The following is a 15,607-nucleotide window of genomic DNA, read 5'->3' on the forward strand; positions in this document are numbered from 1 at the left end:
CGCACCGGCTACCCTCCGTGCAGCCCGTGGCGTAGATCACGGTGTACCGGTCACAGGAGGCGGCATCCCATGGCTCGCAGCACCAGGAAGTCCCTGGCCGGGCAGGCCGCTTCAGCGGCCCGCAAGGTGATCTCGCGGCGGCCCGCCAAGGCCGCCGCCGCGGCGGTCAAGGCGGCGGCGCCCGCCACGAAGGCGGCACCGCCGACGAAGAAGGCGGCCCCTGCCGCGAAGAAGGCGGCACCGGCGAAGAAGGCCGCGCCCGCCGCGAAGAAGGCGGCCCCTGCCGCGAAGAAGGCGGCGCCGGCGAAGAAGGCGGCACCCGCCGCCAAGAAGGTCGCGCCCGCCGCTCAGAAGACCGCACCCGCGGCGAAGAAGGCCGCGCCGGCGAAGAAGGCCGCGCCCGCGGCGAAGAAGGCCGCGCCTGCGAAGAAGGCCGCGCCCGCCGCCAAGAAGGCGGCCCCTGCTGCGAAGAAGGCCGCGCCCGCGAAGAAGACGGCGCCCGCCAAGAGGACCGCCGCCGATCTGGTGGTCAAGGAGGGCGAGGGTGCCTGGACCAAGGCGGAGCTGAAGGAGGTGCTCGACGAGCTGCATGCCCAGCGCACCCACAGCACTGCGATCGTCGCGACCCAGGAGGAGGAGCTCTCCGATCTGCTGCGCAACGCCGGTGACGGCGCCGGCCAGGACCAGGCCGACATGGGCGCGACCAGCTTCGAGCGCGACCACGAGCTCACCGTGCTCAACAACGAGCGCGACAAGCTCGCGCAGATCGAGCGGGCCGTGGGGCGCATCGACGACGGCACCTACGGTGTCTGCGAGTCGTGCGGCAGCCCCATCGGCAAGATGCGTCTCATGGCATTCCCCCGTGCGACACTGTGCATGCCATGCAAGCAGCGCGAGGAACGTCGCTGAGCGACGACACCACGTCCCAGCCAGCCCACCAGGACCCCCGGCGTCGACGGCGCCTCTGGGCCCGGTTCGCCGCCGTCGTCCTGGTCTTCTATGCCATCGACGTCGTCAGCAAGATCGTGGCCGTGGACCGGCTCACCGGTCGTGAGGACATCCCGGTCGTCGGTGACCTGCTGGTCCTGCACCTGACCCGCAACCCGGGAGCGGCGTTCAGCGCCGGCACCGAGTTCACCGAGGTGCTCAGCTGCATCGCGATCGCGGCGGTCGGCATCGTGCTCTGGCTGAGCCGCCGCATCGGCAGCGCCGGCTGGGCGTTCGGCCTGGGGCTGCTCCTGGCCGGGGTCGCCGGCAACCTGACCGACCGCCTGCTGCGCGAGCCGGGCCCGCTGCGCGGACACGTCATCGACTTCCTGATGCTGCCCAACTGGCCGGTCTTCAACATCGCCGACATGTGCATCAACGTCGCCGCCGGGGTGATCCTCATCCAGGCGTTCCGCGGGGTGCGCATCGACGGCACCCGCGAGTCCCAAGAGCACGACGACGACCCCGAAACCCAGGAGCCCACCGAGTGAGCCAGACCGACCACCGCAGCCTGCAGGTTCCCGACGGGCTGGCCGGTGAGCGTGTGGACGCCGCGATCGCGCAGATGTTCGGGCTGTCGCGCACCCGCGCCGCCGACCTCATCTCGCAGGGCCTGGTCACCGTCGACGGTGGCGGGGTGGCCAAGAGCGACCGGGTGCTGCCCGGGGCGCGGCTGGACGTGACGATCCCGCACGAGCGCGACGCCCTCGCGGTCGTGCCCGAGATCGTCGAGGGCATCAAGATCATCCACGACGACGACTCCATCGTGGTGATCGACAAGCCCGTCGGCGTCGCGGTCCACCCCTCCCCGGGCTGGTCGGGCCCGACGGTCGTCGGGCACCTGGCCGGCGCCGGATTCCGGATCGCGACCAGCGGCGCGCCCGAGCGCCAGGGGATCGTGCAGCGTCTGGACGTGGGGACGTCGGGGGTCATGGTCATCACCAAGTCCGAGCACGCGTACTCGCTGCTCAAGAACGCGTTCCGCCGGCGCACCGTCGACAAGACCTACCACGCGCTCGTCCAGGGCCACCCCGACCCGCACGAGGGCACGATCGACGCCCCGATCGGCCGGCACCCCAAGGCCGACTACAAGTTCGCGGTCATGGCCGACGGCCGGGCCAGCATCACCCACTACTCGACGCTCGAGGCCCACCGCTTCGCCAGCCTGCTCGAGGTGCACCTCGAGACCGGTCGCACGCACCAGATCCGGGTGCACATGGCGGCGCTGAAACACCCCTGCGTCGGCGACATCACCTACGGCGCGGACCCCTCGCTGTCGCGCCGGGTCGGCCTCGAGCGTCAGTGGCTGCACGCCGTACGGCTCGGCTTCGAGCACCCCGACAGTGGCGCCTACGTGGAGTACGAGTCCACCTATCCCGACGACCTCTCGCGTGCGCTCGAGGTCATCCGGAATGCCGACTGAGCTGGTCCTGCGACCGGGCGTCGCGAGCGACGCCGCGGCCCTGGCCCTGGTGCACCTCGAGGCCCGCGCTGCGGCGCCGATGCCGCCGTCGGTGCATCCGGAGCTCGAGGTCCGGGCCTGGCTCTCCGGGCGCCTCACCACCGACGAGGTCTGGGTCGCCGAGTACGCCGGCCGGGTCGCCGGCTACGCGCGGCTGACCGACGCCTGGCTGGACGACCTGTACGTCGCGCCGGGCGATGCGCGCCGCGGCATCGGCTCGGCGCTGCTCGACCTGGCGAAGTCGCGCCGGCCCGGAGGCTTCTGCCTGTGGGTCTTCGAGTCCAACGCCCCGGCACGGGCGTTCTACGCCCGCCACGGGCTCGTGGAGCTGGAGCGCACGGACGGCTCGGCCAACGAGGAGAAGGCGCCCGACCTGCGCCTGGCCTGGCCGGGCGAGGACCCGGTGGCCTTCCTCCGCGGCCTCGCCGATGAGGTCGAGGAGCAGCTCGCGGACCTGCTCGCGCGCCGCGCGGCGCTGGCGCGGGCGCTGCGAGCCGCCACCGGCCCGTGCTGACGGCGGTCGTCCTGACGCTGCTCGGCTCCGTCGCGCACGCGGCGTGGAACCTGCTCGCGAGCCGGGCGCACGCGGAGGACGCCCGGGTGTTCGTGTGGGTCTACTCGATGTTCTCGCTGGTGGCCCTGGCCCCCGCCGCCGCCGTGGCGCTGGCACGCGGCGCGGACCTCTCCTGGACCCTCGTCGCCGCGAGCGCGCTGAGCGCCGTCCTCCACACCGCCTACGCGGTGTCGCTGCAGGCGGCGTACTCGCGCAGCGACCTCAACGTCACCTACCCGGTGGCGCGTGGGCTCGGCCCCGTGCTGGCCTCCGCCTTCGCCGTCGTGGTGCTGCAGGAGCGGCTCAGCCCGGTCGGGTGGGCCGGGATCGCCCTGATCACCGCGGGCGTGGGCGTGGTCTCCACCGGCGCGGCGCCGGCGCACCTGCAGGCGAGGCGGGCGGCCGGCGTGCGATGGGGCGTCCTGATCGCCTTCGCGATCGCCGCCTACACGCTCTGGGACGCGCACGCCGTCGCCGGGCTCGGCGTGGACCCGGTGCTGTACTACGCCGTCGGCGGGGTGTGGATGTGTGGCGTGCTCACCGTCTCCAGCGGCGCCCGGCTGCGCCTGGCCGGCGAGGTCGCCCGGCGGCACTGGCGCACGGGCGCGGCGGTGGCCGTGCTGTCGCCGGTGGCCTACGTCCTGGTGCTCGTGGCGCTGACGATGGCCCCGGTCTCGGTGGTCGCGCCGCTGCGCAGCACCAGCATCGTCATCGGCAGCCTGCTGGCCTGGTGGTGGCTCGGCGAGGCCCACGGCGCACGCCGGCTGGTGGGTGCCGTGGTGGTCACCGCCGGGGTGGCGGCGCTGGTGCTCGGCTGAGCCCGCGATGTCGGTGCGGGGTGCCACCATGCTCGAAGCGGTTCGCGTAGGCTGACGGTCTTCCCCCAGCGAGACGACCGGAGCCTGGTGCCAGCGATGGTGCCGGGATGCCGAGGCCGCTGTCGCATGCCCGATCTCGACCGGCGAGGAGCGCCCCGCAGACCATGACCACCGGCTCCGACTCCTTCGTCCACCTCCACGTCCACACCGAGTACTCCATGCTCGACGGGGCGGCCCGGCTGGGTGCGCTGACGGAGCGGGCGGCGGAGCTCGGGATGCCGGCCGTGGCGATGACCGACCACGGCAACGTCTTCGGCGCCTACGAGTTCTACTCCAAGGCGAAGAAGGCCGGCGTCAAGCCGATCATCGGCATCGAGGCCTACTTCACCCCCAACATCTCCCGCTTCGAGCGCAAGGGCGTCAACTTCTACGGTGGCGGGCCCGACGACGTCTCCGCCCGCGGCGCCTACACCCACATGACGCTGCTCTCGGAGTCGACCGAGGGCATGCACAACCTGTTCCGGCTCTCGACCGGCGCCTGGCGCGACGGCTTCTTCAAGCACCCGCGCATGGACCGTGAGCTGCTCTCGCAGCACGGCAAGGGCATCATCGGCACCACCGGCTGCCCCTCGGGGGAGGTCCAGGTCCACCTGCGCCACGGCAACTACGACGCCGCCCGCACCGTGGCCGGGGAGTTCCAGGACATCCTGGGGCGCGACAACTACTTCCTCGAGCTGATGGACCACGGCCTCGACATCGAGACCCGGGTCAAGGACGGCCTGCTGCGCCTCGCCAAGGACCTCTCGATCCCGCTGCTGGCCACCAACGACTCCCACTACGTGATGCGGGAGGACGCCAAGAGCCAGGAGCACCTGCTCTGCATCAACTCCGGCTCGACGATGGACATCCCCGCCGGCGACGGCCCGGGCCAGCGGTTCGCGTTCAACGGCGACGGCTACTACCTCAAGTCCGCCGCCGAGATGCGCGACACCTGGCGCGACTTCCCCGAGGCCTGCGACAACACCCTGCTCATCGCGGAGCGCTGCGACGTGCAGTTCACCGAGGGCAACGGCACCTTCATGCCGCGCTTCCCCTGCCCGCCGGGGGAGAACGAGGACTCCTGGCTGGTCAAGGAGGTCGAGAAAGGGCTGCGCTTCCGCTACCCCGGCGGCGTGCCCGACAAGGTCCGCAAGCAGGCCGACTTCGAGGTCGGCGTCATCACCCAGATGGGTTTCCCGGGCTACTTCCTGGTGGTCGCCGACTTCATCAACTGGGCCAAGGACAACGGCATCCGGGTCGGGCCGGGCCGTGGCTCCGGCGCCGGCTCGATGGTCGCCTACGCGATGCGCATCACCGACCTCGACCCCCTCGAGCACGGCCTGATCTTCGAGCGCTTCCTCAACCCCGACCGGGTCTCCATGCCCGACTTCGACATCGACTTCGACGAGCGCCGGCGCGGCGAGGTCATCCGCTACGTCTCCGACAAGTACGGCGACGACCGGGTCTCGATGATCGTCACCTACGGCACGATCAAGGCCAAGCAGGCCGTCAAGGACTCCAGCCGCATCCTGGGCTACCCCTTCGCCATGGGCGACCGCATCACCAAGGCCATGCCGGCCTCGGTCATGGGCAAGGACGTCCCGCTCAAGGAGATCTTCGACCCGGCCCACAAGCGCTACGGCGAGGGCGGGGAGTTCCGCAGCCTCTACGACGGCGACGCCGACGTGAAGCGCGTCGTCGACACCGCCATCGGCATCGAGGGCCTCAAGCGCCAGTGGGGCGTGCACGCGGCCGGCGTGATCATGTCCAGCGAGCCGCTGATCGACATCATCCCGATGCTCAAGCGCCCCGCCGACGGCGCGATGATCACCCAGTTCGACTACCCGACGTGCGAGGCGCTCGGGCTGATCAAGATGGACTTCCTGGGGCTGCGCAACCTCACGGTCCTCGACGACGCGGTCAAGAACATCCAGGCCAACCGCGGCGAGACCGTGGTGCTCGAGGAGCTGCCGCTCACCGACGAGGCGACCTACGGGCTGCTCCAGCGCGGCGACACCCTCGGGGTCTTCCAGCTCGACGGCGGGCCGATGCGGGCGCTGCTGCGCTCGATGAAGCCCGACACCTTCGAGGACATCTCGGCCGTCGGCGCGCTCTACCGTCCCGGCCCCATGGGCGCCGACTCGCACAACAAGTACGCCCGCCGCAAGACCGGCCGCGAGCCGGTCGACCCGCTCCACCCCGAGCTGGCCGAGGCGCTCGAGGACATCCTCGGCGAGACCTACGGCCTGATCGTGTACCAGGAGCAGGTCATGGCCATCGCCCAGAAGCTCGCGGGCTACACGCTGGGCCAGGCCGACATCCTGCGTCGCGCGATGGGCAAGAAGAAGAAGGAGGAGCTGGACAAGCAGTTCGCCGGCTTCTCGGCCGGCATGCAGGAGCGCGGCTTCTCGGCCCACGCCATCAAGACCCTGTGGGACACCCTCCTGCCGTTCTCCGACTACGCCTTCAACAAGGCGCACTCGGCGGCCTACGGGCTGGTGTCCTACTGGACGGCCTACCTCAAGGCCAACTACCCCGCCGAGTACATGGCCGCGCTGCTCACGTCCACCAAGGACGACAAGGACAAGTCGGCGATCTACCTCAACGAGTGCCGCCGGATGAAGATCCAGGTGCTCCCGCCCGACGTCAACGAGTCGGCGAGCAACTTCACCCCGGTCGGCCACGACATCCGCTTCGGCCTGACCGCCATCCGCAACGTCGGCGCCAACGTCGTCGACGGGATCGTGGCGGCTCGCGCCGAGCACGGCCGCTACGAGTCCTTCGACGACTTCCTGAGCAAGGTGCCGGCGGTCGTGTGCAACAAGCGGGTGATCGAGTCGCTGATCAAGGCCGGCGCCTTCGACGAGCTCAAGCACCGGCGCCGCGCCCTGGTCGCGATCCACGAGAGCGCCATCGACCAGTACATCGACATCAAGAAGAACGAGGCGATCGGCCAGGACTCGCTCTTCGGGGGCCTGGAGGACGAGGTCGGGGGAGGCTTCGCGATGACGGTCGCGATCCCGGACATCGAGGAGTGGGACAAGACGACCCTGCTGGGCCACGAGCGCGACATGCTCGGGCTCTACGTCTCCGACCACCCGCTGCTCGGCCTCGAGCACGTGCTCTCCAACGGCACCGACTGCACGATCGGCCAGCTGGTCCTCGACGAGGACCGAGCCGACGGGTCCACGGTCACCGTGAGCGGGCTGGTCACCTCCGTGCAGCGCAAGATCACCAAGCGCGGCGACGCCTGGGCGATGGTCAGCCTGGAGGACCTCGAGGGCGCGATCGACGTGCTGCTGTTCCCCAGCTCCTACCAGCTCGCCAGCCCCTACCTCGTCGAGGACGCCATCCTCACGGTCAAGGGCCGGCTCAGCCGCAGCAAGGACCAGCCCGAGCTGCACGGCCAGGAGGTGACCGTCCCCGACCTGTCCGACGGCCCCTCGGGCCCGGTCGTGATCAAGCTGCCGCAGACCCGGGTCAACGGCGACACCGTCGACCGGCTCAAGGACGTGCTCCGCACCCACCCCGGGGTGACCGAGGTGCACCTGAAGGTGCTGATGCGCGAGAAGACGCTGGTGATGCGCATCGGCGACCACCACCGGGTCTCCCCGAGCCCGGCGCTGTTCGCCGACCTCAAGCAGCTGCTCGGGCCCGGATGCCTCGCGGGGTGAGCCACCCGCCCGCCCCGGCCGGTCACGACCGTGCCGCCTGGCGACCGGTCGCCCGGCAGGTCGGTCTGGCGCTCGCGCTGTACGCCGTCGTGGGCGCCGCGGCCGGGTGGGTCTGGTTCCGGCTCTGGGACCCGGTGAGCGGCGTCGTCTACGACGGCACGTGGTACCGCGACTCCGCCGGGCTGCGCGGCGAGTTCACCAGCACCGGCTGGTTCGTGGTGGTGTCGGCGGTCGTGGGGCTGGTGCTCGGCGCGGCCTGCGCCTGGCTGCTCGACCGCTCCGAGCTCGCGACGCTGGTCGCGGTCCTCGTGGGCGCGGTGCTGGCGACCTACCTGATGTGGCGCGTCGGGCTGGCCCTGAGCCCGGCCGACCCCGAGGAGGTGGCGCGCACGGCCGCCGACGGGGACCGGGTCTCCTCGCGCATCGAGGTGTCGGGCGGCAGCCCGTTCCTGGTCCTGCCGCTGGCGTCCCTCGCCGCCCTGGTCGTCGTCTACGTGGGCCTGCCGAAACGCCGCGGCGAGCGCGGTTGAGCGGCCGGCGCCGAGGGTAGGCTCCCGCCGAACCACACGGCCAGGGGGCCCGTCCGGGTCCCTCTCCGCGTGCTCACCGCCTGTCCGCTTCCACCCTGGGGGTCCCCGTGTCCGACAACCTTCCGCCCGCCGGCCCGCCGTCCGGCCCCCCGTGGGGACAGCCTCCGAGCATGCAGCCCCCGCCGTACTCGCCCCCGCCTCCGCCCTACACCCCGCCGGCCGGCCGGCCCGGCGGGCCACCGGCCGGACCGCCCAGCGGCCCGCCGGTCGGACCGCCGCCGCCCGAGTACCTCGAGGCCGGTGGCGGTTACCCGCTGCCGCCGCGCCCCCGGTCGGGCGGCGGTAAGAAGAAGTACATCCTCGGCGGGGTCGGCGTCGTCGCCCTCGGCGCGGTGGGCGTCGGCGCGTGGGCCGCCGTGTCGTTCTTCAGCACCGGTGCTCAGCCCGCGGAGGCGCTCCCCGCGGGCACGATCGGCTACGTCAGCATCGACCTCGACCCGAGCGGTGGGCAGAAGATCGAGGCCATGCGCACGCTGCGCAAGTTCCCCGCGTTCAAGGACAAGGTCGGCCTCGACACCGACGACGACCTGCGCAAGAAGCTCTTCGAGCAGATGCAGGACGACGAGGTCTGCCCCGACATCGACTACGGCGAGGACATCGAGCCCTGGCTCGGCGACCGCGTGGCGGTCGCGGCCGTCGACACCGGCAAGGGCGACGACGGCGAGGACACCCCCTCCCCGGTCCTGGTGGTGCAGGTCAAGGACGCCGATGCTGCCGAGGACGGCCTCGCCAAGCTCCGTGACTGCGCCACGGGCGACAGCGCCGAGGGCTCGTCCGGGGAGGGCGAGGAGACCGAGCAGATCGGCGGCTGGTCCGTCGACGGCGACTGGGCCGTCGTCGCGGAGACGACCGAGATCGCCGAGCAGGTCGCCGACGACGCCGCCGAGAGCAGCCTGGCCGACGACGAGGACTTCCAGCGCTGGACCGACGAGGCCGGCGACCCGGGCATCCTGACGGCGTACGCCGCGCCGGAGGCCGGCAAGGTGTTGGCCGAGTCCGCGAGCGGTCTCGGCGCGCTCGGCGCCACGGTGGCCTGCGAGGCGAACCCCCTCGAGCAGGTCGAGCCCTATGACCCAAGCTCGACCGAGCTGCCCGACTACGACGACTACGACTACGACTACGACAGCGACTCCGAGTGCGAGGACGCCCTGCAGCCCGACGCGGCCGGCGAGGCGACCGACGAGCTGCAGGCGATGTTCGAGGAGTTCCAGGGCGCGGCGCTGACCGTGCGCTTCGACGACGGCTCGCTGGAGATCGAGTCCGCCACGGACACCGGGTTCATCGGCATCGACGCGCTCTACGGCAGCGACCAGGGCGGCGTCGCGATCTCGTCCCTGCCCGAGGACACCGCCGCCGCCTTCGGCGTCGGTTTCGAGGAGGGCTGGGCCGACGAGCTGATCGAGTACCTCGGTCGCTACGCCGGCGAGGAGCTGGACCTGGAGCAGCTGATCGAGCAGGCCGAGCAGGAGACCGGGCTGACGCTGCCCGAGGACGCCGAGACGCTCGCCGGCGAGTCGGCCACGGTCGCGATCGGCAGTGACGTCGACCTCGAGGCCCTCTTCGACTCCGGCGACGCCAGCGACCTGCCGGTGGGGATCAAGATCAAGGGCGACCCCGAGGCGATCGAGGGTGTGCTGGGCGACCTCACCGCCTCGCTGTCCAGCAGCGAGCCGGAGGCTGGCGAGGTGCTCGAGACCGACAGCAACGACGAGTACCTCGTCCTCGGGCCCAGCGCCGACTACCGGGCCCGGCTGCTCGACGAGGGCGGGCTCGGCGATACCGACACCTTCCAGGACGTCGTCCGCGAGGCCGACAAGTCGGGGTCGATCGTGTTCGTCAACTTCGACGCCGGCGACGGCTGGCTGGTCAACGCGGTCAGGGGCATGGGCGACGAGGACGAGCTCGTCGCCAACCTCGAGCCCCTCGAGGGCCTGGGGATCAGCGTCTGGCAGGAGGACGGGGTCGACCACTCGGTGTTCCGCCTGACCACCAACTGAGCCGGGTCAGCCGGCGGGGCGGCCGATCCGGGCGGTCGACGCGTCGGTGAGGCGCACCAGGTCGGCGGGGGCGAGCTCGAGGTCGAGCCCCCGCCGGCCGGCGGAGACGTAGACCGTGGGGTGGGTCAGTGCCGACTCGTCGACCACGGTGGGGAGCGGGCGTCGCTGCCCCAGCGGGGAGATCCCGCCGGCGACGTACCCGGTGGCGCGCTCCGCGTCGCCGCGGTCGGCCAGCTGCGCCCTGCTCCCGCCGACGGCCCGGGCGAGTGCCTTGAGGTCGAGCTGGCCCGAGACCGGCACGACCGCCACCGTGAGCCGTCCGTCCACGGTGGCGACCAGCGTCTTGAGCACCCGCTCCGGCGCCAGCCCCAACGCCTCGGCGGCCTCGAGCCCGAAGGACTCCGCGCGCGGGTCGTGGTCGTAGGCGTGCAGCGTGAACTCGACGCCGGCGTCGCTCAGCGCGACGGTCGCCCGGGTGCCGCCGGGGTTCTTCTTGGCCATGTCGCCATTCTCGTGGGTCGAGGGGCGAGGGCGTTTAGCTACGTGGTCAGCGCTCTGCGCCTCTCACCGGATCTCGACGCGCCCGTTCCGGCTTCGCAGGCTCAGCCGGAGGGCTTGCTCGATCTTCGCCGACCACGCGGCCGAGCTCGTGCCTCGCTCGGTCGCTGTCGGCTCAGTTCGGCGACCATCTGGTTCTGGCGACCTCGGTGGCGGGTAGGGACGGGATGACGTTCATGGCGCGCAGCTCGGCGCGCAGGAGGTCGGTGACCAGGAGCAGGCGCTCCGTGGCGTCGTCGGCCTCCAGCAGCGACTGGCGCTCGGGCATCGGCAGGGGAGCGCACGCCGCGAGGGTCCATGACAGGTAGCCCGGGTCGCGGGGCAGGTTGCCCTCGTAGGGGTCGGCACGGATGTCGGCAAGGGCGGTGCGGTAGGCCGTGAACGTGGCCCGGGCCCGCTCCAGCACGGCCTCGTCGACGCCGGCGTCGGGCTCGGGGAGGTCGACCACGTGGCCGACGGGGAACAGCCCGGTGGTGTCGAGGCGGTCCAGCTTGATCCGGTCCAGCCCCACCGCGACGATGTCGAAGCTGCCGTCGTCGTTGCTCTCGACCTCGCTGAGGTGCACCCGGCAGCCGACCCGGTAGAGCGACTGGGCGCCGTGGTCGCCGACCTCGTAGCCCTCGCGGATGCCGACGGAGCCGAACACCCGCTCGGTCGGGTCGGAGACCCGCAGCAGGTGGTGGACGAGCGCGCGGTAGCGGTCCTCGAACACCCGCAGCGGCACGCTGACCCCGGGGAACAGGACCGCGTTCAGGGGGAACATCGGCAGCGTGTCGGTCACTCCGCCACCGTAACGGGTGTCCCGGCCGTCCCGACGACGTCCTCGCGGGTTTCGCGCGAGCTGTCCACGGTGGGCCGTCGATGTGGGGTCGGCGTCGCGTCCTTCGTAGAATCGACCCATGATCCGCCGCATCGACCTGCGCGGGGCGGCCGACGCCGGCCCCGTGGACTACCGCGCCGCCGTGCCGCGCGCGGACTTCGACGTCGAGGCAGCGATCCCCGCCGTGCATGACATCTGCGAGGCGGTCCGAGTCCGCGGGATCGAGGCGATCCTCGAGATGTCGCAGCAGTACGACGGCGTGACCCAGGACGACATCCGGGTGCCGCGCCAAGCGCTCACCGACGCCCTCGCCGCGCTCGACCCCGACATCCGGGCCGGGCTCGAGGAGTCGGTGCGCCGGCTGCGGGCGACGTGCGAGGCCGAGCTGGAGCACGACGTGGCCACCGACCTGGGCGAGGGAGCCCGCGTGACCCACCGCAAGGTGCCGGTCGGCCGGGTGGGCCTCTACGTGCCCGGCGGCCTCGCGCCCCTGGTCTCGAGCGTCCTCATGAACGTGGTGCCGGCCCAGGTCGCGGGCGTCCGGTCGATCGCGCTCAGCTCGACGCCCCAGAAGGACTTCGGCGGCCTGCCGCACCCGACGATCCTGGCCGCCTGCGAGCTGCTCGGCGTCCACGAGGTGTACGCCGTCGGTGGCGCCCAGGCGATCGCGATGTTCGCCTACGGGGTCGGCCCCTGCGCCCGCGTCGATCTGGTCACCGGCCCCGGCAGCATCTGGACGGTCACCGCCAAGCGGCTGCTCAAGGGCCAGGTGGGGATCGACTCCGAGGCCGGCCCGACCGAGATCGCGATCCTGGCCGACGACACCGCCGAGGCGGCGTTCGTGGCGGCCGACCTGGTGAGCCAGGCCGAGCACGACCCGCTGGCCGCGGCCGTCCTGGTCACCACGTCCGAGCGGCTCGCCGACGACGTCGACGCCGAGCTCGACAAGCAGGTCATCGCGACCAAGCACACCGAGCGCATACGCACCGCCCTGAGCGGTGCGCAGTCGGCGACCGTCCTGGTGGACGACCTCGAGCAGGGTCTCGACGTGGTCAACGCCTACGGCGCCGAGCACCTGGAGATCCAGACCGCCGACGCGGCGGCCTACGCCGCGCGGGTGCAGAACGCCGGCGCCATCTTCGTCGGCCCGCACGCACCGGTGTCGCTGGGCGACTACTGCGCCGGCTCCAACCACGTGCTGCCCACCGGCGGCTGCTCGTGCCACTCCTCGGGGCTCTCGGTGCGGGCGTTCACCAAGTCGGTGCACGTCGTCGACTACAGCCGCGACGCGCTCGCCGAGGTGGCCGGTCACGTCGTCACCCTCGCGGAGGCGGAGGACCTGCCGGGCCACGGCGCCGCGGTCCGCGTGCGGTTCGGGCAGTAGCCATGCCCTTTCCGCCGCTGCGGGAGGACCTGCGCGGCCTCGAGCCGTACGGTGCCCCCCAGCTGGACGTCCCGGTCCAGCTCAACGTCAACGAGAACCCCTACGGTCCTTCGCCGGACTGCGTGGCGGACATCGCGAGCGCGGTCGCCCAGGCCGCGGCGACGCTCAACCGCTACCCGGAGCGCGAGTTCGTCGAGCTCCGCGGCGCGCTGGCGGCCTACCTCTCCCGGGACACGCCGCACGGCATCGTCCCTGCGCAGGTGTGGGCGGCCAACGGCTCCAACGAGGTGATGCTGCAGCTCCTGCAGGCCTTCGGCGGACCGGGCCGCAGCGCGATGAGCTTCGCGCCGACGTACTCGATGTATCCCGAGTACGCCCGCGACTCCAGCACCGCCTGGGTGCAGGGCCGGCGCGAGGACGACTTCTCGATCGACCTCGACGCCGCGGCCGCGCTGATCCGCGAGCAGCGGCCCGCGGTCGTGCTGCTGCCGAGCCCGAACAACCCGACCGGTACCGCGCTGCCGCCGGAGGCGGTCGGGGCCCTGTGTGCGGCGGCCGGGGACGGCCTGGTCGTCGTCGACGAGGCCTACGGGGAGTTCCGCCGCACCGGCGTGCCGAGCGCGCTGGAGCTGCTGCCGAGCCACCGCAACCTGGTCGTCACCCGCACCATGAGCAAGGCCTTCGCGGCGGCCGGTCTGCGGCTGGGCTACCTGGCCGCCGACCCGGCGATCTGCGACGCGCTCCGGCTGGTCCGGCTGCCGTACCACCTCTCGGCGGTCACCCAGGCGGCCGCGCTCGCCGCTCTGCGGCACGCCCCCGAGCTGCTCGGGAAGGTCGACGAGCTGCGCGCCGAGCGGGACGCGACCGTGACCTGGCTGCGCGAGCAGGGACACCGGGTCGCCGACAGCGACGCCAACTTCGCATTGTTCGGGACCTTCGCGGACCGGCATGCTGTGTGGCAGGGCCTCCTGGACCGGGGGGTGCTGATCCGCGAGGTCGGCCCGGAGGGCTGGCTGCGGGTGTCGATCGGCACCGCCGACGAGATGAAGACGTTCAAGCAGGCCTTGACCGAGGTCACGGAGGAGCAGAGATGAGCAGGACCGCACGCATCGAGCGCCAGACGAGCGAGTCGAAGGTGCTCGTCGAGGTCGACCTCGACGGCACCGGCCGACACGACATCTCCACCGGCATCGGCTTCTACGACCACATGCTCACCGCGCTCTCGCGGCACAGCCTGATCGACCTCACGGTGCAGTCCGAGGGCGACCACTGGATCGACGCGCACCACACCACCGAGGACACCGCGATCGCGCTCGGCCAGGCGCTGCGCCAGGCACTGGGGGACAAGGTGGGCATCCGTCGCTTCGGCGATGCGACCGTCCCCCTCGACGAGGCGCTGGTGCAGGCCGTCGTCGACGTGTCCGGGCGGCCCTACTGCGTGCACACCGGCGAGCCGGAGGGCCAGCAGTACGTCCAGCTCGGGGGCAGCACCCCCGCCTACCTGGGCTCGCTGACCCAGCACGTCTTCGAGTCGATCGCGTTCCACGCCCACTTCGCGCTGCACGTGCGGGTGCTGGCCGGCCGCGAGCCGCACCACATCGTGGAGACCCAGTTCAAGGCGTTCGCCCGGGCGCTGCGCGACGCGATCGCGCTCGACCCGCGCGAGACCGGCATCCCCTCGACCAAGGGCGCTCTTTGAGCGCTCAGCCCCGCGTCGCCGTTCTGGACTACGGCTCCGGCAACCTGCGGTCCGCGGTGCGGGCGATCGAGCGCGCCGGCGCGGAGGTCGAGCTCACCTCGGACTTCGACGCCTGCCTGGAGGCCGACGGCCTGCTGGTCCCCGGAGTCGGTGCGTACGCCGCCTGCATGGCCGGCCTGCGCGCCGTCCGGGGTGAGCGGCTGATCGGGCGCCGGCTCGCCGGCGGCCGGCCGGTCCTGGGCATCTGCGTGGGCATGCAGATCCTCTTCGAGCGCGGCGTCGAGCACGGCGTCGAGACCGCGGGCTGTGACGAGTGGCCCGGGGTCGTCGAACGGCTGCAGGCGCCGGTCGTGCCGCACATGGGCTGGAACAACGTCGACGTCCCGGAGGGCTCCAGGCTGTTCTCGGGGATCGAGGGGGAGCGGTTCTACTTCGTGCACTCCTACGGCGTGCGCGACTGGGCCCTGCGCACCAACGACCGCACCCGCGCGCCCCTGGTGACCTGGGCCGAGCACGGCGGTGACCGGTTCGTGGCCGCCGTCGAGAACGGCCCGCTCACCGCCACGCAGTTCCACCCCGAGAAGTCCGGCGACGCCGGCGCCGCGCTGCTGCACAACTGGGTGCGCTCGCTGTGAGCTCCCGATGAGCTCCCCGATGAGCCCCCGATGAGCCCCCGATGAGCTCCCGATGAGCAGGGAGCGCGCCCGCCGCCGCGAGGAGCGCGAGCGCGAGGCGGCCGTGCGCGCCGCGGCTCGCGCGGCCGCGGAGGAGCGCGCGGAGCGCCGTGCCGTCCGCCGGCGCCGAGTCACCTCGGTGCTGCCGCGGCGGCGCCCGCAGGCGACCGGCGTACTCGCCCGGCGCCGGCGCAACCAGACCCTGGCCACGCTCGCCCTGGTGGTGCTGATCAACGTCGTGTCGTTCGCGTTCCTCGAGCACTGGGCGGCACGGCTGCTCGTGATCATCGTGAGCGTGCTCGCCGCCCCCGTCCTGCACACGATGCTGTTCCGCCGCACCTAGAGAGAGATC

Annotated in this window: 15 protein-coding genes; 13 read left to right on the plus strand and 2 right to left on the minus strand. The window is 72.2% G+C overall.

From position 1 onward, the window contains the following. Positions 1 to 69 precede the first annotated feature (69 nt). The 8 genes from LQ940_RS08350 to LQ940_RS08385 all read left to right on the plus strand — a co-directional run bounded on the left by LQ940_RS08350 (position 70) and on the right by LQ940_RS08385 (position 10,120). Complete coding sequence (locus LQ940_RS08350; RefSeq protein WP_231244068.1) at positions 70 to 909, plus strand: TraR/DksA family transcriptional regulator; 840 nt, start codon at positions 70 to 72, stop codon at positions 907 to 909. Then, positions 882 to 1,478, plus strand: a complete 597-nt coding sequence (locus LQ940_RS08355) for a signal peptidase II (protein ID WP_231244069.1) — start codon at positions 882 to 884, stop codon at positions 1,476 to 1,478. Before LQ940_RS08350 ends, LQ940_RS08355 begins: the two co-directional genes overlap by 28 nt. Continuing rightward, a complete protein-coding gene (locus LQ940_RS08360; RefSeq protein ID WP_269217238.1) occupies positions 1,475 to 2,410 on the plus strand; it encodes an RluA family pseudouridine synthase in 936 nt (311 codons plus the stop codon). Before LQ940_RS08355 ends, LQ940_RS08360 begins: the two co-directional genes overlap by 4 nt. Then, positions 2,400 to 2,963, plus strand: coding sequence for a GNAT family N-acetyltransferase (locus LQ940_RS08365; RefSeq protein WP_231244070.1), 564 nt, complete (start codon positions 2,400 to 2,402; stop codon positions 2,961 to 2,963). Before LQ940_RS08360 ends, LQ940_RS08365 begins: the two co-directional genes overlap by 11 nt. After that, positions 2,957 to 3,820 (plus strand): DMT family transporter, encoded by an 864-nt coding sequence (locus LQ940_RS08370; protein ID WP_231244071.1) that lies wholly within the window; start codon positions 2,957 to 2,959, stop codon positions 3,818 to 3,820. The genes LQ940_RS08365 and LQ940_RS08370 overlap by 7 nt, the downstream gene beginning before the upstream one ends. Positions 3,821 to 3,984: 164 nt before the next feature. Continuing rightward, entirely contained in the window at positions 3,985 to 7,533 is a 3,549-nt protein-coding gene (gene dnaE, locus LQ940_RS08375) for a DNA polymerase III subunit alpha (RefSeq protein WP_231244072.1), read from the plus strand. Then, the gene (locus tag LQ940_RS08380) at positions 7,530 to 8,063 is read left to right on the plus strand and encodes a hypothetical protein (RefSeq protein WP_231244073.1); all 534 of its coding nucleotides are present in this window, start codon (positions 7,530 to 7,532) and stop codon (positions 8,061 to 8,063) included. Before dnaE ends, LQ940_RS08380 begins: the two co-directional genes overlap by 4 nt. A gap of 170 nt (positions 8,064 to 8,233) precedes the next feature. Continuing rightward, positions 8,234 to 10,120: a DUF3352 domain-containing protein gene (locus LQ940_RS08385; RefSeq protein WP_231244074.1), complete on the plus strand. Its 1,887-nt coding sequence runs from the start codon at positions 8,234 to 8,236 to the stop codon at positions 10,118 to 10,120. 6 nt (positions 10,121 to 10,126) lie between these two features. Here the strand turns inward: LQ940_RS08385 and ybaK are convergent, their stop codons facing one another. Continuing rightward, positions 10,127 to 10,621 (minus strand): Cys-tRNA(Pro) deacylase, encoded by a 495-nt coding sequence (gene ybaK / locus LQ940_RS08390; RefSeq protein ID WP_231244075.1) that lies wholly within the window; start codon positions 10,619 to 10,621, stop codon positions 10,127 to 10,129. A gap of 172 nt (positions 10,622 to 10,793) precedes the next feature. Then, positions 10,794 to 11,459: an LON peptidase substrate-binding domain-containing protein gene (locus LQ940_RS08395; RefSeq protein ID WP_231244076.1), complete on the minus strand. Its 666-nt coding sequence runs from the start codon at positions 11,457 to 11,459 to the stop codon at positions 10,794 to 10,796. Between the two features lie 118 nt (positions 11,460 to 11,577). On the opposite strand from LQ940_RS08395, the gene hisD reads away from it, so the two are divergent. Genes hisD through LQ940_RS08420 form a run of 5 tightly spaced genes read left to right on the plus strand, consistent with a single transcriptional unit; the run spans position 11,578 to position 15,598 of the window. Continuing rightward, complete coding sequence (hisD, locus tag LQ940_RS08400; RefSeq protein ID WP_231244077.1) at positions 11,578 to 12,882, plus strand: histidinol dehydrogenase; 1,305 nt, start codon at positions 11,578 to 11,580, stop codon at positions 12,880 to 12,882. A gap of 2 nt (positions 12,883 to 12,884) precedes the next feature. Next, the gene (locus LQ940_RS08405; RefSeq protein ID WP_231244078.1) at positions 12,885 to 13,976 is read left to right on the plus strand and encodes a histidinol-phosphate transaminase; all 1,092 of its coding nucleotides are present in this window, start codon (positions 12,885 to 12,887) and stop codon (positions 13,974 to 13,976) included. After that, the gene (hisB, locus tag LQ940_RS08410; RefSeq protein WP_231244079.1) at positions 13,973 to 14,581 is read left to right on the plus strand and encodes an imidazoleglycerol-phosphate dehydratase HisB; all 609 of its coding nucleotides are present in this window, start codon (positions 13,973 to 13,975) and stop codon (positions 14,579 to 14,581) included. The genes LQ940_RS08405 and hisB overlap by 4 nt, the downstream gene beginning before the upstream one ends. After that, entirely contained in the window at positions 14,578 to 15,216 is a 639-nt protein-coding gene (gene hisH / locus LQ940_RS08415; RefSeq protein ID WP_231244080.1) for an imidazole glycerol phosphate synthase subunit HisH, read from the plus strand. Before hisB ends, hisH begins: the two co-directional genes overlap by 4 nt. Positions 15,217 to 15,268: 52 nt before the next feature. Next, entirely contained in the window at positions 15,269 to 15,598 is a 330-nt protein-coding gene (locus tag LQ940_RS08420; protein WP_231244081.1) for a hypothetical protein, read from the plus strand. Positions 15,599 to 15,607 lie beyond the last annotated feature (9 nt).

It is taken from the genome of Nocardioides sp. cx-173 (assembly GCF_021117365.1).
Lineage (GTDB): Bacteria > Actinomycetota > Actinomycetes > Propionibacteriales > Nocardioidaceae > Nocardioides.